This window comes from Shewanella psychrophila (assembly GCF_002005305.1).
GTDB classification, from domain to species: domain Bacteria; phylum Pseudomonadota; class Gammaproteobacteria; order Enterobacterales; family Shewanellaceae; genus Shewanella; species Shewanella psychrophila.
This window is the reverse complement of the sequence record NZ_CP014782.1, coordinates 2,258,257-2,279,584: the sequence shown is the minus strand read 5'-3', so window position 1 is coordinate 2,279,584 and position 21,328 is coordinate 2,258,257. Positions and strand designations below refer to the sequence as shown.

The following is a 21,328-nucleotide window of genomic DNA, read 5'->3' as shown; positions in this document are numbered from 1 at the left end:
GCACGCTGTTTAGGAGCTAGGTTTTAGGGCCTAGTTCCTTATTTAAATAAGTGAAACGCATATGAATACCCAATTCCGTAAACCGCTTCCTGGCAGCTCCCTCGATTTTTTTGATACCCAAGCTGCTGTCGATGCTATCTCTCCTGGTGCCTATAGCAAGCTGCCTTATTGTTCTCGTGTCTACGCCGAGAACCTGGTTCGTCGCTGCGAGCCTGCTAAACTGACCGATTCACTGAAACAGATCATAGAGCGCAAGCAAGATTTGGACTTTCCATGGTATCCGGCTCGCGTGGTGTGTCACGATATTCTTGGTCAGACGGCGTTAGTCGATCTGGCTGGTTTGCGTGATGCTATTGCCGAGAAGGGCGGCGATCCGTCTAAAGTGAATCCTGTTGTACCGACTCAGCTGATTGTTGATCACTCGCTTGCGGTGGAACACGCTGGATTTGAGAAAGATGCCTTCGAGAAGAATCGTGCCATCGAAGACAGACGCAACGATGACAGATTTCACTTTATCAATTGGACTAAGACGGCATTTAAAAACATAGATGTTATTCAGCCGGGTAACGGCATCATGCATCAGATTAACCTGGAAAAAATGTCACCGGTTGTCCAGTCCCGTGATGGTGTTGCATTTCCCGATACCTTAGTCGGTACAGACAGCCACACGCCACATGTGGATGCCCTTGGGGTTATTGCCATAGGTGTGGGCGGTCTTGAAGCTGAAAGTGTGATGCTTGGGCGTCCTTCTTACATGCGTGTGCCGGACATTGTCGGAGTTGAGCTGGTGGGTAAACGCCAGAGCGGGATCACCGCGACGGATATCGTCCTTGCTATCACCGAGTTTTTACGTGGTGAGAAAGTTGTATCGACCTATTTAGAGTTTTTCGGTGAAGGAGCCAGAGCGCTGACATTGGGCGATCGCGCCACTATTTCTAACATGACCCCGGAATTTGGCGCCACTGCCGCCATGTTCTATATCGACGAGATGACCATAGATTATCTCAAGCTGACAGGCCGGGATGATAGCCAGGTAAAACTGGTCGAGAACTATGCCAAACAAGCTGGTTTGTGGGCTGACACGCTAGAAAATGTCGAGTACGAGCGTGTACTGCGTTTTGACTTATCATCGGTTGGTCGTAACATCGCCGGACCTTCAAACCCTCATAAGCGTGTTTCCACCAGTGAACTGGCGGCTGCTGGGATCACAGGAAAAGTGGAACAAGACGGTAAGTTGATGCCAGATGGCGCCTGTATCATCGCCGCCATCACTAGCTGTACTAACACTTCAAATCCCCGTAACGTTATTGCTGCAGGCCTTATCGCCCGTAATGCTAACGCTAAAGGGTTAACCCGTAAGCCTTGGGTGAAAACCTCACTGGCACCTGGCTCGAAAGCGGTGCAGCTTTATCTTGAAGATGCCAAATTATTGTCAGAGTTGGAGCAACTCGGTTTCGGTATCGTCGGTTTTGCCTGTACCACCTGTAATGGTATGAGCGGCGCGTTAGATCCTGTTATTCAACAAGAAGTGATCGACAGAGACTTGTACACCACGGCGGTACTTTCGGGTAACCGTAATTTCGATGGCCGCATCCATCCTTACGCCAAACAAGCTTTCTTAGCATCACCACCTTTAGTCGTAGCCTACGCCATTGCCGGTACTATTCGTTTCGATATCGAAAAAGATGTACTTGGCAAAGACAGTCAGGGCAATGATGTGACTTTGAAAGATATCTGGCCCAGTGATGAAGAGATAGACGCGGTCATAGCTCAAAGTGTTAAACCTGAGCAATTCCGTAAGGTCTATGAGCCTATGTTCGATATTAAAGTCGAATATGGCAGCGACAACGACCCGCAATATGAGTGGCGTCCACAGAGTACTTACATTCGCCGTCCTCCCTACTGGGAAGGCGCACTCGCGGGCGAGCGTACCATGAAGGGCATGCGTCCTCTGGCAGTACTTGGTGACAACATCACTACCGATCACTTGTCTCCTTCGAACGCCATCATGCTTGAGAGTGCCGCAGGTGCTTATTTGGATAAAATGGGTTTACCTGAGGTGGACTTTAACTCCTATGCGACCCACAGGGGCGATCATTTAACGACCCAACGAGCTACTTTTGCGAATCCTAAGTTGTTTAACGAGATGGTGACTCAGCTTGGTAAGAATGGCAAGGCTGAAGTTAAGCAAGGCTCATACGCCCGTATCGAACCCGAAGGGCTCGAGTCTCGCATGTGGGAAGCTATCGAGACCTATATGGAGCGCAAACAACCGTTGATCATCATAGCTGGTGCAGATTACGGTCAAGGTTCATCTCGTGACTGGGCCGCCAAAGGCGTACGCCTTGCGGGTGTCGAAGTGATTGTTGCCGAAGGGTTTGAGCGTATTCACCGCACCAACTTAGTCGGTATGGGAGTACTGCCCGTGGAGTTCACTAGTGGTGAGAACCGTCATACTTATGGCATCGATGGCAGCGAAACATATGACGTAATTGGTCAGCGCATGCCAGGGGCTGCATTAACGCTAATCATCACTCGTAAGAATGGTGATCAGGTTGAAGTGCCAGTTAAGTGCCGTCTAGATACCGCTGAAGAAGTATCAATCTATGAGGCTGGTGGAATTCTACAACGCTTCGCCCAAGACTTTCTGGACTCAAATGTAAATTAACATAATGACTTTTAAGCGGGTTTAATAAAGCTCAGGTAAAACATAAAGTATTTAATAGTTTGTGGTTTATCTGAGCTTAAGTTGTTTATTTAAAGGCTTTACTAAAAAGCTTTCTTAAAAAGGTAGTTTTGTAATGACACCAGAATTGACTCAGTCTTCTGAGCGTAAATCCTCTGGGCACAAGCCCCATAAACATCAGATAAAAGTGCCAGCCACCTATATGCGTGGTGGCACCAGTAAGGGCGTGTTTTTCTCGCTGACGGATCTGCCTCTTGCTGCTCAACAAGCGGGGGCGGCTCGTGATGCACTCTTGCTGAGAGTTATAGGTAGTCCAGATCCCTATGGCAAGCAGACTGATGGCATGGGCGGGGCGACCTCCAGTACCAGTAAAACTGTGATTCTGTCGAAAAGCACTCAGGATAATCACGATGTGGATTATCTATTTGGCCAAGTGGCGATAGATAAGGCTTTTGTCGACTGGAGCGGTAATTGCGGCAATTTGTCTGCCGCCGTCGGCGCTTTTTCGATTCATGCAGGCCTTGTCGATGCTAGTCGCATTCCAGAGAACGGCATTGCGGTGATACGGATTTGGCAGGCCAATATCAGTAAGACCATTATTGCTCATGTGCCGATAACTAATGGTGAAGTGCAGGAAACCGGTGATTTTGAGTTAGACGGTGTCACCTTTGCCGCTGCAGAAATTGGCGTCGATTTCATCGACCCTGCAGACAAACCAAAACCCGGTGAGCCGGGGATGTTCCCAACGGGTAACTTGGTTGATGAGATAAGCTTGCCAGTTGGCGTCTTCAATCAGGGCGCTGATGTAAGAAAAGTTAGGGCTACCATGATCTGTGCCGGCATTCCGACGATCTTCGTCAACGCCGAGGATATTGGTTACCAAGGTGATGAGTTGCAGGAAGCGATAAACGGCGATGCCAAGGCGCTGGAGATGTTTGAATCACTGCGTGCGATAGGCGCGGTGCAGATGGGCTTAATTGGCCATGTCGATGAGGCTCAATCTCGTCAACATACGCCCAAAATCGCCTTTGTTTCGCCAGCTATGGATTACATCTCATCCAGCGGTACGCAAGTTGCGAGCAGTGACATCGACCTTAATGTACGCGCCCTGTCTATGGGTAAGCTACATCACGCTATGATGGGCACGGCGGCCGTTGCCATAGGCACAGCAGCAGCGGTTCCCGGCACCTTAGTGAATCTGGCGGCTAATAGTGGCTCTAGCTCTAGTAGCATCATGCCACGTGAAGCGGTTAACTTTGGCCACCCCTCTGGAACATTAAAAGTGGGCGCAGAGGCTGAGCAAGTTAATGACCAATGGACAGTGACTAAAGCATCTATGAGCCGCAGTGCCAGAATCTTGATGGAGGGATGGGTGCGAATACCAGATGAGAGTTAGCTTCGAATGAAGCTTGATTCCATTTTTTGTCTGGTGAATTTGCTTCATTTAGCTGGTTAGCTGGTTAGCTGGTTAGCTGGTTAGCTGGTTAGCTGGTTAGTGGTTAGTGGTTTATTGTAAGGTCGCACCTTCATGGCCCTTAACGCCTGCCCGGCATGTGCAGACGCTTCAGTGACACGTCTCAAGCACTTCTGACCTCCAGGGGGGGAGGAAATGCCAAATGTTGTATGGAACAAAATTGGCCACCAGGGCTCTACGATGACATCTGACTCGGGGAATGCCAGAAAATATAGGGAACATTTTTGGCCATGGCACGGACGGTCACAGCCGCATTTTCTACACAGGAGGTTAACAAGCAGAACATTTCGACGATTTAGCCGCAAAGTACTTTCCTATTTTCTAGGGGGGGGCACCACTGTGACTTTCCAGCGAAGTTACATGTACAGAGTCTGGGTCATGGGCTTCAACAAAAACGATCGGCCATCAATTCTATATGAGTATCTAAATCCACGATCATCGTGTTATGTTATTGAAAGTCATTATCAATTTAAAAAGGAGTTAAAATTGAATATTAACGCGACGTTAATTGGGCAAGTATTTTTTATTATTTTATTACTGATCCCAGTATTTAGCTTTATCTGCTACAAGGTGGGTAAGAAGAAAACCACAAACCCTAAGATGGTAGGTTTTGTCGGTGCCGCATTGTCACTGTTTCCGCCACTCAATTTCGTGTTTCTTGCTGTGCTGGTGTTAAAAAGTGATCTACCCATAGCGTTATCTGAGTCATAATTGAACCTATTTCAAGAGTATGAAAAACAGCAGGGGTGGAGAGATTGGGCGCGCTTTGTTGAGTTTATTCCGCTAACAGCTAACGACACTATTGTTGATCTTGGTTGTTCGGTCGGCGATGTCTCGCGGATGTTTTCCAGACAAGTGAAGCATGTGGTTGGGGTTGATATCAACAGTGAGTTTATTGCGTTTTGTGATTCCAGAAAAACCTGCAACCAAAGCTTTGTAGTGAGTGACTTTCAAAATATCGACTATCTTGAAATACAGCGCTCTTTTGGCGAGGTGACGGTGTTTGGGCGAGCTACTCTTTGTCCTATCTAAGCGATCCACTCAGTTATCTAACATCATTATATTCGGTACTGAATGAAGGAGGCTGGATTGCCTTGCTCGATGTGTCCTGCTTTATCTCAGGTAACCTTGCCAAAGACAGTAAGTATTACGAAAGGGTCGTGGCGTTTGAATTGTCATCATATCGCTCTGGTTTATATGACTTTGATTTCGGCACTAAGATGCAAGCTATGTTGCAGCAGGCTGGGTTTGATATTGTTCATGTGGATGAAGATGTTACTGATCCTGAACTTAATTTTTCTGGCGTAGCGTCAGCAGATGTTATCGAAGGCTGGTCAGCAAGGCTTGGAAGAATGAAAAAACTAAAGGCGCTTTTAGGTGAAGAGTACTCCGATTTTTATGATGAGTTTCTTAAAAATCTTGACTGCGATACTCATGATAAACGTGGCAATGTCAGATTCGTAGTGGCAATAAAATAGAGAAACATTAACTTGAAGCGAATTGACCCTCTTGGCCGAATAAATCAAGTGTTTGAGATACTTTACTATAAGCCTGTGTTAGAAACTTGTTGTTTTATCTCTCTCGTTTATTGAGAGGTGTCATTAATTACTGTAACTTCATATGGATAGGAATACTAGTTCGATTAACGGACAATGGTTTAGCTTTCTATAATAAAAAATAACAACAATTATGATGAATAAACTTTCTTTCTGTTTGCTAGTATTGATCAGCTTACTGCTTATCAGTCTCTCTAGTTACTCTGGCACTGCTCCAGTAAACAATAATCACATAGATACAAGACAAGACGCTCCCCTAGGTTTCCCCGTTAGCACCGGCGCTGCTGTAGGTTATGTGGATGATAAAGCTTGCGCCGTCTGCCATAACGACTTGTATCAATCCTATCAAAGTGTGGGTATGGCGATGTCGTTCAAAGCGGCCTCTTTGGAACATACTCTTGCCGATTATAATGCTAAGCCGCTGTTTCATGCTGCTAGTCAACGCTATTATCAGATGCGGATAGTGGGTAAAGATATTGTCTTCAAGCGCTACCAACGGGATGCTGACGGGAATGTTATTAATCTCGTTGAACAAAAGGTCGATTGGTTTTTGGGTTCAGGCAATAAAGTGCGAAGTTATCTGTATCAAACTAATAATGGCGAACTGTTTTTACTTCCTCTTGATTGGTATTCCGAAACGAAACAGTGGCAGATGCATCCAGGTTTTGAAGCTAAAAACCATCAAGGCGTATTAAGGCAAGTCAATCGTGAGTGTATGTTTTGCCATAATGCATTTCCGCAAGTTGAAACTGGCAGTGATATTGCTTGGAAGCCACATACTTTCCCTAAAGACTTACCCCACGGCACCGGGTGTCAGCGATGCCATGGACCAGGTGCTAAGCATATGGGTCAAGCATTAAACGTCGCCAGCCCTGAGTCAATTAGGTCTGCTATTACCAATCCTGCACGATTACCTGATAAGCAACGCGATTCTGTCTGTTTTCAATGTCATTTACTGCCCTCTGGGGCAATCGTCGGCCAAAGGCGGTTTGAGCGTCCGGTATATTCATTCCGGCCTGGTGAAATACTCAATGATTATCTGTTGCATGTGGATGTTGTTGACTCTGAATTACCTAAAAAAGATCGTTTTGAAATCAATCATCATGGGTATCGATTCTTGCAAAGTGAGTGCTTTCAAAAAAGTGAAGGCAAATTAGCCTGTATCAGTTGCCATGACCCCCATAAAAAGGTGTCACAGGAAGACAGAGCCGAGCATTTCTCAGCAGTCTGTAAGACCTGTCATATTCCCCACGAAGCTAAGATCTCTGAAGATGTTGCAGACAGTAATGACTGCACAGCTTGCCATATGCCCAAAAGGCGTACCCAAGACGTTGTCCATGCAGTAATGACAGATCATCGCATTCAAATTAATACCACACGAGCCAAGGCGCGTTTGGCTGCAATTGAAAAAATACCGCCGAGGATCAATGGCCTTGATTTTCTGTTTCCTGAATTATCACCAAAAAATGCTGAAGGAGAGGTGTATAAAGCGGTGTCGGTATTACACACTTATAAATCTCCGAGTATGGTAGATAAATTAACAGCAGAATTAGCTAGAGCTAACATCAAAGAGATCACTCCCTGGCTAACGTTGGCCAATGCCCAGATAAGTTTGAAACGCTTTAAGCAAGCTGAAATAACCTTGCAAAAAGCGTTAAAACTAGAAGCTGACAACCCTAAAGCTAAGCAGCTTTATGGTATTGTCATGCTTGGGCAGGGGAAAACCGAACAAGCTGAACGTTATTTTCAACAAGCATTAGTGCTATTGCCGACTTCTGCCGATATTTATTTCAACTATGGCTTATTGCAAATACAAAAGTCTGACTATAAAAAAGCGCGGAAATTGTTTAATAAAGCCCTTGCTCAACGTCATAATTTAGCTATTGCCTGGTTTTATCTCGGTTATATTGCAGCAAAAATGGATGATAGCGAGCTTGCAATTGAACAATTTCAACAAGCGCTAGCTATTGAGCCTACTCATACTCGTTCATATATAGCCATTGCAGATGCCTATTTAAAACTAGATAAACAAGAGCAAGCCTTACGTTACCTAAAGCATGGGCTAACCAGTGCTCGTCAGCCTAAGTTGATAGAACAAAAATTAGCGGTTTTGACGCAAGCTAATTAGGTGAGAGTAAGTTAGGTGAATGTAAATTTGATGAGAGTTAACGAATGGAATATGCATCAGGAGTAATCAAGCTTAAGCCAAACAGCGAAGCTAAAGTCGAGCAGTGGATAAGCGTAATCGCTTCAAGGCTGGGTGAAGCTGCGGCGACGCTAAAAGATGAGCAAGTACAGATTGAGTCTTGGTTTAAGATTGAGATTGAAGGGCAGCAATATCTGTTATGGTACTTACGCGCTAAATCGATTAAACGGGTGTTTGAACTATCAATGAAATTGAAGCACCCGATTGATCTATTTCACTTTGAACTCATGGCTGAAATCACTGCCGATAATGGCAATATCTCAGCCGTTCCCTTGATGGATATACCTGGTCAGTAGCTATGAACATAGGTCATATAATGATGGTAATCGGTTGTGGCTAGAACGGGCGAATATGAAGAGGGTAATGCTTAAATAATTGAAACAGGGCTCGCAGGAACCCTGTTTCTTAAAGTGATTGTTGTATATCTATGTCTTTAATAGCACTGCCATTAATAACTCTGTCAATCAGGCTGAATGAAGTGACTCTGACATAATTCATAGGTATACAAGATGTAACTAAGGATTAACTGGAACACTGTTAGCATCTAATGGATTTGAACCACCAAGATATTCTTCAAGTGCGGTATAACTATCTTGATCTATATCGGATGCAGCATCATTGTCAGATAGGTCATGGAACATTTCAAACCAAGCCGGTAAACCGTCTTGGTCTATGTCATTTTGATTGGCAAAATTAGGCGTCAATATAAGCGAAACGCGCTTGCCTGATTTGGTGAAATCAGCATTGTAAAGCTCAATTTTAGCTCTTAATGAGGTGTTGAAGACAGGTACATCTGGAGTGGTTGGATTCCATTGCTGACTACGGCGACAATCGAGCACCTTAAAAGGCTGTGCATTGTTACCATCAAATAGAGATATTTTACATGATACACTCAATAAGTCCCCATAAGAAATAGCAACGAACGCGGCTAATTGATCATAATCTGCAGGTCGTTTAAACGTATTCCAAATCACCTTTCTTTGGCCTCGATTTAGAAAGATAGAACTTCTATAAGTGTCGGTAACAATGGGATTACTATTTACCGTAACTTGAAGAGGTTCATTCGCAATTAACCTATCGCTCTCTGGATTTGCATGAGCTGGTGAAGTTAGCAAACCGGTAGAAAATATGATGCTGGCGATGATAGAGCGAGGTAAGATTTTTTTTTGCATAATAATGTCGGCGTTACGACTCCCTATATAAAGGGAAATGTACTGCCATCCTTGGTAGTGAGTGTAATTTATGCTTTGTTGCACAATATTACTTAAAATAAATTAGTGGTATATTTAACTAGAACAAAATCAATCATGTGACACTATGTAACCTTCATCATATGATTGATTCGGAAGGTAAAAGACTCCCAAGTTAATATCAAGGATATTTACAATTTAAATGTTTAACTTATCGTGATTTTTTGCCGATAACATCCGCAGGATGTATTAATCCTTTTTTTGTTTCTCACTGCTTATTAAGGGGGCTGTTAACCTAAAACTCGTATCGGCTTGGCTATTCCTTTGATGGGTAGGCCAAGCTAAATGAGCTTAAACGGTTTGAAAGTTAGGTAAATACTTAGGTGGCCATCATCTTAGGGAAAGGCAAAATATGAATCGAATTTTAATGTTAATCATCGTCACTTATGTTGGACTTGGAGTCATGCTCTACTTGATGCAGCGTAGCTTTATTTATTTTCCAACAGGAGCTGTGGAGCATAGGTTCAATGAAGCCATCTTTGAAAATGATGGCGCATCGACAACAAGTATCTTATTAAACAAGGGGCAGAAAAAGGCGATTATCTATTTTGGAGGTAATGCCGAAAATGTTGCCTTTACTGCACCTGAATTTGAACAAGCATTTAAACCGGCATTAGAAGCAGAATTCTTAGAAGTAGAGTCGTCGCCTTATTCGATATATCTGGTCAATTACCGAGGCTATGGTAGTAGTGAAGGCACCCCAAGCGAAACGGCATTATTCTCAGATGCCTTGGCGCTGTATGACCATCTGGTATTGACCCATGAGAGTGTATTCGTTATCGGTCGAAGCTTAGGCAGCGGAGTTGCATCTTATATCGCATCGGAGCGTCCGGTGGAGAAGTTGGTGTTAGTGACGCCATTTGACAGTATTCAAAGTATTGCCCAAAAGCAATTTCCGTTTTATCCCATGTCTATATTACTCAAAGACAAGTTCAACTCGGTAGAGCGTGCTGGGAACATCCATTCCGACACTCTGATTTTAGCGGCTGAGAGTGACAAAATAGTTCGCCGCCAACACACTGACAAGTTAATAGAGTCATTGGTTAATCGCGCTCCAGAGGTGGTCTTTATAGAAGATGCTGGGCACAATGATATTTCCCAATATCCTAAATATTATCAGTCAATGAAAGCATTTCTTAAGGCTCGCTAATTGAGCTCTGCTTGCTCACTGCTGTGCCAGTTTTATTATCATCTCTATGGAAAGAGCACAGATGTTATTTGAACCATCTCGTCACGAATTGCTTACCGAAACGCTATGGCAGCAAGATCGTGTTCAGTCAGAAATAGCATCAATCCTTGATGATATTGAACAATCAGTTTTACCTAATGCCAGTTGGCCGACGCATCCCCTCGACGCCGAAAGTTATGCTAACTCCGGGCCTAAATGGTCGGCATACGCAGGCGCGGCAGGATGTGTACATGCTCTACAGATCCTCAAGCGCTATGGTTATCAAGTGAACGGCTATCCTCTTAAAGACCTGTCTCACTTATTACCTGATATTCATCAAGCCTTCTTGAAAGCCCCTGATGTGTCAGTAGAGCCTGGTTTACAACTTGGGGAGATAGGCATACTCATGCCAGCCGTTTTAGCTCAGCCAGATAATCGAGAGTTATCAGACAAACTGTTATTGTGCATGGAAGCTACGTTAGATCTGCCCCTGTATGAGATAACATCTGGGCAGAGTGGCATGATGCATGCGGCGCTAGCACTGTATCGTAAAACCGGCGAAGCTCGCTGGAAAGATGTATACGTCAAAGGTGCCAAGTCGCTGATGGACAATTGGAGGCAAGACGCAGAAACCCGAGAATGGCTGTGGCAGAGTCTGGCCCTAAACGGCACTATTACGGTGCCTGTCATGGCATCACAGGTAATGCCAACATTCTCTTGCAAGGCGTTGATCTGCTCCCGGATGATTTGACTGAATTGATATTAGAGCGCACGGCTAGCACGCTAACTATTTCGGCAAAGAAAGGAAGCTCGGCAAAAAGAGAAGGCGCAGCGAAAAGAGAGGTTAAATTAATCAACTGGATCCTGTGCAGTAAACCTAATATTGAAAAGCTGCTGGTGCAATGGTGTCACGGAGCGGCGGGAATTGTCACTGCTATGTAACCGATCAATATAGGACGTCTTCCTAAGATCATTTGATGTGGCTACTCTCAGGGTAAACCTAATACTGAGAATGCTCATGGCTAAACCTCATCTCACCGACGCTCAAAAATCTACCCTCCTGGACAAGTGGTGCACAACGCCTTTATCTATGCAGGACTTCTGTCATCAGGAGAACATTTCAACTTCTTCTTTCAATCGTTGGCGCCAGCAGTTAACGGTTCCTCCAGAAATCCAGGCTACCGAAGCCGACTGGATAGCGCTTGAGCCCGCTAAGCAAGATAAGCTTCCCGTGTTACCTGACCCAAAACCAAACTGGAACATTGAGCTTGTGCTCCCTGGTGATGTCATTTTACGACTACGATACTGATGTTATTGCCCAGTCCGGATTTACGCATATGGTTGTATGCCAAACCCGTGGACATGCGCAAGCAGTTTGATGGCTTAATCGTATTAGCTAAGCACCAACTCCACGCTTCTCCCATGAGTGGTGAGCTGTTTGTGTTCATTAATCGCAAGCAGACCATGATGAAGGTGCTGTATTTCAGTCGCGGAGGATACTGTTTGTGGAGTAAGCGGCTTGAGTTAGGCCGCTTTCATCACGTTGAGGGTAACGGGGATAAAATCAATCTCACCTGGACTCAACTACAGTGCCTCATCGAAGGCATTAATTGGCAAAAACAAGTGAAAAACAAACGGTTTAGTTCGTTATAACTGGCTGTTTTTGATATAATATCAGCCATGAAAACAACTATCCAGACAGCTTCGTTATCACAAGAAATTGAGCAGCTAAACGCTCAAAATTCTGAGCTGTCTGAAAAAGTGCTCACGCTGCAACAGCAACTCGACTGGTTTAAGCGCCAGTTATTTGGCCGCAAGTCTGAAAAGCTGTTAGAGGATAATCCCAATCAAGAAGTCTTATTTGACCGCCTTGAGTCTGGGGAGCAAGAGCCTGAAGACAAGCAACAGATATCCTATACCCGCTCAGCAAAAAAACGCACCGGCAATGAAGTGAATGACACCGGCTTGCGCTTTGATGACACGGTACCTACTAAGGTTATTGAACTTAAGGCGCCAGAGCTAGAAGGTGACGATGCTGAGCAGTATGAGGTTATCGGTTATAAAGAGACTCATCGCTTGGCTCAACAGCCGGGCAGCTACACCATTCTTATCTACAAGCGTTCCGTCGTCCGTCACAAAACTGAGCATTGCCTTAGCGTACAACCTGCACCCGATAACGTGCTCGACGGGTGTTTTGCTGATGTCTCTGTTATCGCCGGCATCATGGTCGACAAGGGAGTCTATCATTTACCCTTGTATCGCCAGCACCAAAGAATGCTTGATAGCGGCGTTCAGGTCAGCCGGGCTACTCTCATTAACTGGGTAAAACGGGGCATCGAACTGTTAACGCCTATCTACCGAGCTCAGCTACAGCATATCCTCACCAGCTCTACACTGGCCATGGATGAAGTACCGATGAAAGCAGGGCGTAAAGCGAAAGGTAGGATGAAACAGACTTACTTTTGGCCCATCTACGGTGAAGATGATGAAGTCGCCTTCACCTGGTCATCAAGCCGTGGAGCTAAGCACGCCAAGGAACAGTTAACAGGTTTTACCGGTGTACTGCTCAGTGATGGTTACCAGGCTTATACCAATGTGATAAAAGCACTTAATCGTGATAACGAAGCGAACATCATCCATGCCACCTGTTGGGCTCATACTAGGCGCTACTTCGATAAATCTTTACTCATGGAGCCGGAATTGGCTAAAGAGGCCTTAAAGCAAATCGCCGAGCTCTACAAAATCGAAAAACACATCCGCGATAACCTGACCTACAGCGATGAAATCCTCGCTTATCGGCAAAAGTGGAGTGAGCCCATCGTCGATAGCTTCTTCAAATGGCTCTATGACCAACGGCAACGCCCAGAGATTTTACCGAGCAACCCGTTAAGCAAGGCCCTTAGTTATGCACTTGATAGAAAAACAGAACTTAAGGTCTTCTTGAGTTACCCAGCTGTGCCTATCGATACCAATCACTTGGAGCGAGCTTTACGAGTCATACCCATGGGAAGGAAAAATTATCTATTTTGCTGGACCGAACTGGGGGCGGAGCAGTTGGGGATGCTGCAAAGTTTACTGGTTACCTGCCGTCTGCAAGGGATTAATCCTTACACTTACCTCGTCGATGTCCTGCAACGCGTCAGCCAGCAGCCAGCTTCGAAAGTTGAAGAACTCACGCCGCGAGTGTGGAAGACGAAATTTGCCGACAACCCACTCACATCAGATTTGATGCAGACTTCTTAATCTCCTGCAATACCGTCCTATATTGATCGGTTACGTCCTGCCCTCACTTGTTTACATGCTGTTAACTTTTGTATACAGGTCTGCTTTTTTTAATATGTAGCCGTGCCTGATTTCACCTTATGTTCATGCTTAAATAAAATGGCTATTTTATAACAATAGCTATAACCATTTTATAACAACAATTATAAAGTAAATTGGAGCTTTGAGCATGAGCTGTCCCCACAATAACTACCGAGCCATGGAAGATGATATTCATACGGATTTTAAAGATGACATGTCCTACGGTGACTATCTAAAACTAAATCAAGTGTTAACGGCGCAACAGCCTTTATCTTATCAGCATGATGAGATGCTGTTTATCGTGATCCATCAGGCAAGTGAGCTGTGGCTCAAGCTGGCGGGACATGAATTGAGTAGCGCGGTAAAGAATATTCAAGAGGGAGATTTTGGCCATGGGTTTAAAGTTATCTCTCGGGTGAAACAGATCCTCAATCAGCTGACTCAGTCCTGGAATATTTTGTCGACATTGACGCCTGTGGACTATCTTAAGTTTCGTGATGCCTTGGGGCATTCTTCCGGTTTTCAGTCCTATGGTTACCGTAAAGTCGAATTTTTACTGGGCAATAAAAATGCGTCTCTGCTCAAGGTCCATGAAAGTGACCCTGTGGTGCATCAGGAGCTTAAGGTTATCCTAGATGCGCCAAGTCTCTATGATGTGACCCTTAAGGTATTGCATGATAATGGTCTTTCTATAGACGCCGATGTGCTAAGTAGAGACTTCAGTCAAGCCTATCAGAGCAACGACTCAGTGCTTCAAGCTTGGTTAAGCGTGTATCAGAATGCTGATGAGCACTTTCAACTCTATGAATTAGCGGAAAAACTAATAGATATTGAAGATAGTTTTCAGCAATGGCGCTTCAAACACATGTATACGGTGCAGCGAATTATAGGCAACAAGATGGGCACTGGTGGCTCAACGGGTGTCGGGTTCTTGAAAAAAGCCCTGGATATTAGCTTTTTCCCTGAGCTGTTTGAGCTTAGAACTCATTTGTAAGCTCACGTATAAACTCATGTATAAAAATGCTTTTTCAACATAAATGATAACAACACTCGCTTTGAAAGAGAGGAAAGTATGAGCCAAGGTAACGCGCTAACACTGCAGCCCCATTATGAAAGCTTTAAGGTCAGCGAACGCATCTTACTCTCGGGTCACTCTCATCAAGCCTGGCCAGATGTGGCAAAACAAGGCTTACTAAAATGCTTCGATGATGCGGCAACACATATCGATGATAAGTGGCTGGCAGCCTTTGAGAAGGCCGATAGAGTGCGGGACTTTTACCGCAGTTTACTCGGTGAGGCTAAGGGGCAGATCGCATTAGGTGCTTCTACCCATGAGTTATTATTGCGCTTCTTGTCAGATTTAAACTGCTTTAAACAATCGCTGGGTAGGCCAATTAAGATAGTGACTACAGATGGTGAGTTTCACTCGCTGCGTCGTCAGCTAAACCGCTTAAAAGACCTTAATGTCAATATTGAGGTTGTGCCAGTTGAACCTAGCAGCACCTTAGCCGAGCGTCTTATCAATCATCTAGATGATAAAACCGATGCCGTGATGGTCTCAGCTGTGTTCTTCGGTACCAGTGAGATATTCAGGGATGTTGGCTTAGTCGCCAAAGCGGCAGATAACCTTAATATTCCCTGTTTAGTCGATGCCTATCATGCACTGAATGTGGTGCCTTTTAATCTCTATGAGTGGCAGTTAGCGTCGGCATTTGTGGTGGCGGGTGGCTATAAGTACTGCCAGGCAGGTGAGGGAAACTGCATGATGCGGATCCCGAAAAACTATCAAGGCAGCCCGATTATTACTGGCTGGTATACCGAGTTTGATGTGCTCAGCCAAGCGCCGGGTAAAGTCGGGTTTGGTCCTGGGCAGAGTGCATTTGCAGGCTCAACCTATGATCCTAGCAGCCACTACCGTGCCGCAGAAGTGTTTGACTTTTTTGAGGCTCAAAACCTTACCGATATTAAGCTCAGAGAGGTGAGTCAGCGGCAGATAAGCCAGCTATGGCAAGGGATTGAAGCTATGGGGCTTAGTCATGAATGCCTAAGCTTACCGTCACATGCTATTGCCGATAATGCTGGTTTTCTAGCACTGACCACAGCTAAAGCGAGTGAATGGGTGGCAGAACTGGGTCAGCTGGGGATTTTATGTGATAGCCGTGGCAATCAACTCAGGTTTGGCCCAGCGCCTTATGTGACTAATCATCAGCTGGAACAGGCACTCAATGCGGTTGAAGACCTTGCTCGGCGGATTAGCTAGTGGGCTATCAGCTGTCGACAATCCCCAGTTGGGATGTCGACACGTTAGAGCGTTAGGCTAATATCATGTGAATTAGTTTTAGATGCCTTTAGCTCGGATACGGTTAACATTGCGATTCATCAGGTGACGTAGCAGGTAACGAAATAGGAATTTCTTTATTCCGCTTAGGTTGCTGCCATATTTAACATAAAAGTCATCGGGTTGAATATACAAACCAAAATCATCAGCTATCCCCTCACTTTGAATATAGGTATCTTGGCCTTTCCAATCGATATCTGGGTTTGAAAGACATTTAGTTGAGATACCATAGCCTGAAAATTGCTTGCACTGCTGACTGAAGCTTTGCTGTACCTGAGTCAGGTAGTCTCGGTCGATAATGTAACCCTCTAAGTTAATCCAGCCGCCATCTAGCTCGACTTCCACCCAGCTATGGATAATTCGCTGCGGTGCTATCGCAAATAGGTAATTTGGAATGGCGCCGCGTTGCAGCTCATTAAAGATGGTAAACCCATGGAAACGACTGGGGATCCCAACGGCTCTTAATAGCGCCATAAGCAAGGTGCCTTTGGTATTGCATTGGCCGTAGCCATCTTTTAACACTTGGCTGGCACTGAGGCGGTCATCAGCGTTATAGCCAAAGCGGATCTCATCGCGCACATAGGTATAAATTGCCCCTATTGCATCATATTGACTTAGCTGCGCCCAGCCACGTTTATCGACGAGATTTTGAATGCTTGGGTGCTCAAAATCTAACATAGCAGTGGTCTGTAAGTGCTGTTTGGTTATTTCACTGTGCTTTGATATTAGTGTTTTCATGGGTAACTCCTGATTCAAGCTTTCTTATCGGCATCGTTTTGACTTAGCGTTTATCGGCTTAGTGTTTATTGATTTAGTGTCTATGTGCAGATAATAGGAGTTTGCGCGGTTGATAAATTGAATAAACTGGCTAACTTGAGTGAGTATTGTGTTTACTGACTTTAGCTAGATGAGGATTTTAGTTGGAATAGGGTTAACGCTTGACGAATTGTCATGCCGAATTGATTTTTAAAGGTTCGGCTCAGGTGAGCACTGTCAGAAAAACCTGCTAGGTAAGCTGCTTGAGTTACGTTGTTGCCATTTTTAAGGGCTATTACGGCGCAAAACATTCGACGCCATAATAGATAGGGGCGCCAGGCTATGCCCATCTGCTCTCGAAAAAGATGCAGAAAACGGCTTTCGGACAAGGCGAGTTGCTCTGCAACTTCTGCAGCTCGCCAACTGCTGGGCTTGATACAATCACCATCAAAACAGCTATCGAGTTGTGAAATGAGCTTTTGAATTCTTTGATCTGAGTGTGGCCGAGAAAGAGGAGAGGCGCTCAAGTCTATTTCTAAGGACTCAAACAGTGGGGCTAACAAAGAAAAGGGCTCTGCTTCCATTACTTTAGTTACTGGCTTAGTGACCGATTTAGCGAAGCCGAGCAGTGCTAGTTGGTGTATTGACCGACCAGCAAGTTGAGCTTGTAAGGTCTTGCCCCAATAACTCAGAGGTTCTATCAGGACTATCCAACCCGCTTTCATTGAAAGTTGGTGCTCTACGTCAGCATCGATTAACAATGCGCCTGCAGCGACATTGCCATTGAGTCGATAACTTGAGTCATTGCTTGGCCATATCAGCTGAATGGCATGATGCTTATGGGGTGCTGCGTCGAGGGCTGCGCCATAAATAATTAGCATACCGGGCTTTAGCCAAACCGTTGGACGCATATGTTATTGGTCTCTTTCTTTATGAGTTAAGTTAAGCTATTAAACTTACTGGAAATCGTTCCAGATTTTAAGAGCCACTGGTCCCAGGGCCCTATTTTTTAGCTTAGCGATATACATAGGAAGCTTAAAATCACCTAAGGTATTTAAGCTAACTAACTCCCCAGATTTCAACTCTTCCTCCACCATATGTTCAGGTAAACGTCCCCAGCCAAGGCCTTGAGTGATTAAGGTCTTTTTAGTATGGAGATCTGTAACATACCACTTCAATGCATCATCAATAATACTGGTATCTGGCGATCTGTTATCTGTGGATTTTACGATGACCTGAGGATAGCTTGTGAGTTCCTCCTCAGTGACATGACTCGTATCCTTAAGTGGCAGCTGTGTAGAGATGAGTAGGGGGATATTCATAGTATCAATCAAGTTATAGTCCACCGCTTTGTTTTTAAAAGGGGTGCCATAGATAGCAATATCGACCTTTTCATCCAGTAGCATTCTCTCACCGGATGCGACTTCAATTTCCAGATGAATCGTGGTGCTAGGGAAGTCCTGTTTTAGTTCGAGCAGTAGTTCTGTGATCCTATCTAGGGGGAAGTTGGAGCTAACGCCTAGACGTAGCTCAGTCTCGCACTCACCCTTTAGCTCATTAACGTAGGTTTCAAAATCACTAGCCTGCTTGAGTAGCTGGCGAATCTTTACGATTAAGAGTTTGCCGTCTGCAGTGAGTTCTGGTCGATAGGTTTGACGATTAAAGATCTGAATATCGTAATAGGTTTCTACTTGTTTTACTGAGTAGGACACAGCCGAGCGCACCTTGTGCAGTTTCTCGCTGGCTTTCTGAAAGCTGCCTTCTGCACAGATGGTATTGATAACCTGAAGATGTTCTAAATTCACCATGGTCTAATAATATGACCATCTAGTGCTAAAAGCTATGCTTTTTTGTGAACAAGTGTTGCCTTAAAGTTATCTCATTCGAACACGCTCACTGAATATATGTCAGTCAGCAGACCTTCAATCCAAGAGAACAAAAGGGCAACAACATGAAGCAGACAAGTTTCCCACTAAAAACAGATACCTTGAGAACGCCTGATGGAGCCTTTGGCGGACTGAAGGATTATCCGTTTGCTGCAAACTATATGCTGGTCGATGGTATGCGACTTCATTATATCGACGCAGGACAAGACCATGATAAAACCATCTTTTTATTGCATGGCCAGCCCTCATGGAGCTATCTGTACAGGCATATGATCCCAGATTTGGTTGATGCCGGATATCGAGTGATTGCACCCGACTTAATCGGTTTTGGTAAGTCAGATAAGCCAATGAGTTCCGAGACGCATACCTATGGCAATCACGTCAAATGGATGCGCAGTTTTGTGCAGCAACTTGGGATTAAGCATGCCAGTGCCTTTATGCAGGACTGGGGCGGCATGATTGGCCTAAGAGTTTTGGCACAAGAGCCTGGATGGTTAGACCGTTTGGTATTAGCCAACACGGCGCTGGCTGAGATGAATAGTCTGGAAAAGTTTATGGTGCCAAAGGTGCTCAAGTTTCTCGCTGCAAAGGCAGGTAAACCAAGCTTAAATACCTTTTCAAATCACATTAACTATGGCAACTGGGCCAGCTACTTTAAGCATTCAACGAGCTTAGAAGTTGGAAAAATTATCCAAACATTGACGACTCGTGATCTGAGTGAAGCCGAGATGCAAGCTTATGATGCGCCATTCCCCTCAGAAAAGTACTATGCCGGACCGCGCAAAATGCCTCAAATCGTTGCCTCTGAGCTTAATCAGGTCAATGCCGACTGGCAGAAACTCAAGCAATGGAATAAGCCAATTTTGACCTTGTTTAGTGATAAAGACCCCTTCTTAGCGGGGCAAGGTTATGACCTTAAATTTCAGCAGAACTTCAGTGGCGCAGCAGAGCAGCCCCATACCACCATAGAAAATGCCTCGCACTTTCTACAGGAAGATCAATCTCGCCAGCTGGCATCGAGTGTCGCTAACTGGCTGCAACAAACGGCATTTTAGTTTCGGCTATAGCAATGAGTCAGCAACCTAAGTAAGTAAGTCACATAAGGCTGTTTCGTTTAAAAAGCATGTTTACAAAAGTCACGTTAATAAAATTACATTTAAAAATTACATGAGAAAAGGAAGCAAAGACGATGAAAATTTTAGCAATCGGTGCAAACGGTGTTATTGGTCAGGCAGTAGTGAAGCATTTATCACAACTCCATGATGTTATCTCTGTGGGCCATAGCCGCGGAGCGGTAACAGTGGATACCCAGAGTAAAGAATCTATTCAAGCCCTGTTTGAGCAAGTCGGCATGGTCGATGCGGTGGTGAGCATGGCGGGAAATGGTGCCATGGGCAGCCTTGCGGATATGCCTGACTCTGGTTACCAGACGGTGCTGGACAGTAAAGTCATGGGGCAGGTCAATCTGGTTAGAATAGGATTGGAATACCTTAATCAGGGCGGCTCGATCACCTTAACATCGGGGCAGTCTTCAAATAATCCATCGCCTGGGACTGCTGCTATCTCTATGGCAACTGCTGCGGTCAATGGTTTCGTAGGGGCTGCTGCACTTGAATTGACTGATGGCAAAAGGCTTAATGCTGTGAGCCCAAGTTTCGTCAAAGAAACCATGGAGATGCTCGGCATGGACAGCAGTACTGGTATGCCAGCCAATGAGCTTGCTGCCTATTATGCTGCCAGTGTTAGCGGGCTGAAGAATGGTGTCGTTTATCAAGCCATCGGAGGTTTAGATGAGTAAGTCGGCATGCTGACTTACTTCTCAGTAGCCATTAGCTGATGCAATGGGTTAACAGTGATTAGCAAATCGTTATCGAGAAGAGTGAAAGGTCAGTGTGTTTTCTACGGTTTTCTACATTAACAATCCACTGACCTTTTTATTTCTATCCTTGTCAATTAATAAGCAACACCTATGCGTTGCTGGGGATAGTTAGCGGCTTCTAGCTCATCGATCATGGCGAGTGCATAGTCACTAACCGATATCTTGCTATTTCCCTCTGAATCGACGAGTAACTGCTCTGCGCCAACACGATACTTGGCTTGTTTTTCACCGGGAAAAATCAGCGCCGCTGGACTGATAAACGTCCAGTTAATGGGGCTGGTACTTTGACGAAATACCTCCAGTGCCTTACCCATCTCTATTGACTCAGTGTGATATTCTGCTGGAAACTCCGGCGTATCGACAAGCTGCATATTAGGAGCGACTTCCAATGAGCCTGCGCCGCCAACCCATAAGAGTCGCTCAACCTGGGTTTTAGCTAGCTCGGCCAGCAGCTTCTCAGCCGTTTTTGAAACTATCCCATGATTGCCGGCGGCTCTGCCGCCGATAGCGGATATGACCACATCGGCGCCGTTTACTGCTGTGACTAAATCTGCTTGGTTGTCGAGTAGATCGAAGCGGCGAACTTCAACGTCGATATCAGTGATCTTAGCTGGATCTCGTACTAAGGCGATAACTTGATGGCCTCGGCTTTTAGCTTCTGTAACGATATGGCTGCCAATCCAACCCGATGCGCCTATGACTGCAATTTTCATGTTAAACCCTCTTTTTAATCTAATACCAATCGGTATAAGTATTCAGTTTTGATAACCATTACAGTCTACTAGTCAGGTAATTCGGGATAAATATCGATTAGTGATGTAGATTG

Annotated in this window: 22 protein-coding genes; 17 read left to right on the top strand and 5 right to left on the bottom strand. The window is 45.1% G+C overall.

All coding sequences use genetic code 11. The features are described 5' to 3' along the window. Nucleotides 1-61 precede the first annotated feature (61 nt). From acnD to sps_RS09925, 7 genes are all read left to right on the top strand, one after another. Entirely contained in the window at nt 62-2,668 is a 2,607-nt protein-coding gene (acnD, locus tag sps_RS09950; protein ID WP_077752384.1) for a Fe/S-dependent 2-methylisocitrate dehydratase AcnD, read from the top strand. Between the two features lie 133 nt (nt 2,669-2,801). After that, nucleotides 2,802-4,082, top strand: coding sequence for a 2-methylaconitate cis-trans isomerase PrpF (gene prpF, locus sps_RS09945; RefSeq protein ID WP_077752383.1), 1,281 nt, complete (start codon nt 2,802-2,804; stop codon nt 4,080-4,082). A gap of 564 nt (nt 4,083-4,646) precedes the next feature. Continuing rightward, nucleotides 4,647-4,871 (top strand): hypothetical protein, encoded by a 225-nt coding sequence (locus sps_RS09940; protein WP_077752382.1) that lies wholly within the window; start codon nt 4,647-4,649, stop codon nt 4,869-4,871. Further along, complete coding sequence (locus sps_RS28785) at nt 4,872-5,192, top strand: class I SAM-dependent methyltransferase (protein WP_237158046.1); 321 nt, start codon at nt 4,872-4,874, stop codon at nt 5,190-5,192. Continuing rightward, complete coding sequence (locus tag sps_RS28780; protein WP_237158045.1) at nt 5,180-5,638, top strand: class I SAM-dependent methyltransferase; 459 nt, start codon at nt 5,180-5,182, stop codon at nt 5,636-5,638. Before sps_RS28785 ends, sps_RS28780 begins: the two co-directional genes overlap by 13 nt. Nucleotides 5,639-5,849: 211 nt before the next feature. Beyond that, a complete protein-coding gene (locus sps_RS09930; RefSeq protein ID WP_077752381.1) occupies nt 5,850-7,844 on the top strand; it encodes a tetratricopeptide repeat protein in 1,995 nt (664 codons plus the stop codon). Nucleotides 7,845-7,888: 44 nt separating this feature from the next. After that, the gene (locus sps_RS09925; RefSeq protein WP_077752380.1) at nt 7,889-8,218 is read left to right on the top strand and encodes a DUF6176 family protein; all 330 of its coding nucleotides are present in this window, start codon (nt 7,889-7,891) and stop codon (nt 8,216-8,218) included. A 219-nt stretch (nt 8,219-8,437) separates the two neighbouring features. On the opposite strand, the gene sps_RS09920 is transcribed toward sps_RS09925, so the two are convergent. Further along, the gene (locus sps_RS09920) at nt 8,438-9,094 is read right to left on the bottom strand and encodes a hypothetical protein (RefSeq protein ID WP_077752379.1); all 657 of its coding nucleotides are present in this window, start codon (nt 9,092-9,094) and stop codon (nt 8,438-8,440) included. A gap of 430 nt (nt 9,095-9,524) precedes the next feature. Here sps_RS09920 and sps_RS09915 point away from each other — a divergent pair, with 430 nt between their 5' ends. The 8 genes from sps_RS09915 to sps_RS09880 all read left to right on the top strand — a co-directional run bounded on the left by sps_RS09915 (nt 9,525) and on the right by sps_RS09880 (nt 15,903). After that, on the top strand, nt 9,525-10,322 hold the full coding sequence (locus sps_RS09915) for an alpha/beta hydrolase (protein ID WP_237158044.1): 798 nt from the start codon (nt 9,525-9,527) through the stop codon (nt 10,320-10,322). A 61-nt stretch (nt 10,323-10,383) separates the two neighbouring features. Continuing rightward, a complete protein-coding gene (locus tag sps_RS09910; protein WP_077752378.1) occupies nt 10,384-11,091 on the top strand; it encodes a glycoside hydrolase family protein in 708 nt (235 codons plus the stop codon). Then, nucleotides 11,088-11,282, top strand: a complete 195-nt coding sequence (locus sps_RS28485) for a hypothetical protein (protein ID WP_077752377.1) — start codon at nt 11,088-11,090, stop codon at nt 11,280-11,282. The genes sps_RS09910 and sps_RS28485 overlap by 4 nt, the downstream gene beginning before the upstream one ends. A gap of 76 nt (nt 11,283-11,358) precedes the next feature. After that, entirely contained in the window at nt 11,359-11,649 is a 291-nt protein-coding gene (tnpA, locus tag sps_RS09900; protein ID WP_077751527.1) for an IS66 family insertion sequence element accessory protein TnpA, read from the top strand. Further along, on the top strand, nt 11,649-11,993 hold the full coding sequence (tnpB, locus tag sps_RS09895) for an IS66 family insertion sequence element accessory protein TnpB (protein ID WP_077751064.1): 345 nt from the start codon (nt 11,649-11,651) through the stop codon (nt 11,991-11,993). The genes tnpA and tnpB overlap by 1 nt, the downstream gene beginning before the upstream one ends. 27 nt (nt 11,994-12,020) lie before the next feature. After that, nucleotides 12,021-13,583: an IS66 family transposase gene (tnpC, locus tag sps_RS09890; protein WP_077751526.1), complete on the top strand. Its 1,563-nt coding sequence runs from the start codon at nt 12,021-12,023 to the stop codon at nt 13,581-13,583. 208 nt (nt 13,584-13,791) lie between these two features. Then, a complete protein-coding gene (gene kynA / locus sps_RS09885; RefSeq protein WP_077752376.1) occupies nt 13,792-14,637 on the top strand; it encodes a tryptophan 2,3-dioxygenase in 846 nt (281 codons plus the stop codon). 78 nt (nt 14,638-14,715) lie between these two features. Continuing rightward, a complete protein-coding gene (locus sps_RS09880; RefSeq protein WP_077752375.1) occupies nt 14,716-15,903 on the top strand; it encodes an aminotransferase class V-fold PLP-dependent enzyme in 1,188 nt (395 codons plus the stop codon). A gap of 78 nt (nt 15,904-15,981) precedes the next feature. Here sps_RS09880 and sps_RS09875 read toward each other — a convergent pair whose 3' ends face one another. The 3 genes from sps_RS09875 to sps_RS09865 form a co-directional block, all read right to left on the bottom strand. Further along, nucleotides 15,982-16,719, bottom strand: coding sequence for a transglutaminase-like domain-containing protein (locus sps_RS09875; RefSeq protein ID WP_077752374.1), 738 nt, complete (start codon nt 16,717-16,719; stop codon nt 15,982-15,984). 161 nt (nt 16,720-16,880) lie between these two features. Further along, the gene (locus tag sps_RS09870; RefSeq protein ID WP_077752373.1) at nt 16,881-17,648 is read right to left on the bottom strand and encodes a helix-turn-helix transcriptional regulator; all 768 of its coding nucleotides are present in this window, start codon (nt 17,646-17,648) and stop codon (nt 16,881-16,883) included. 45 nt (nt 17,649-17,693) lie between these two features. Further along, nucleotides 17,694-18,545: a LysR family transcriptional regulator gene (locus sps_RS09865; protein ID WP_077752372.1), complete on the bottom strand. Its 852-nt coding sequence runs from the start codon at nt 18,543-18,545 to the stop codon at nt 17,694-17,696. Nucleotides 18,546-18,688: 143 nt separating this feature from the next. Between sps_RS09865 and sps_RS09860 the strand changes: the two genes are divergently transcribed. Beyond that, the gene (locus tag sps_RS09860) at nt 18,689-19,678 is read left to right on the top strand and encodes a haloalkane dehalogenase (protein ID WP_077752371.1); all 990 of its coding nucleotides are present in this window, start codon (nt 18,689-18,691) and stop codon (nt 19,676-19,678) included. 134 nt (nt 19,679-19,812) lie between these two features. Continuing rightward, entirely contained in the window at nt 19,813-20,421 is a 609-nt protein-coding gene (locus tag sps_RS09855) for a short chain dehydrogenase (RefSeq protein ID WP_077752370.1), read from the top strand. A gap of 155 nt (nt 20,422-20,576) precedes the next feature. On the opposite strand, the gene sps_RS09850 is transcribed toward sps_RS09855, so the two are convergent. Then, nucleotides 20,577-21,215, bottom strand: a complete 639-nt coding sequence (locus sps_RS09850; RefSeq protein ID WP_077752369.1) for an NAD(P)-dependent oxidoreductase — start codon at nt 21,213-21,215, stop codon at nt 20,577-20,579. Nucleotides 21,216-21,328: the final 113 nt, after the last annotated feature.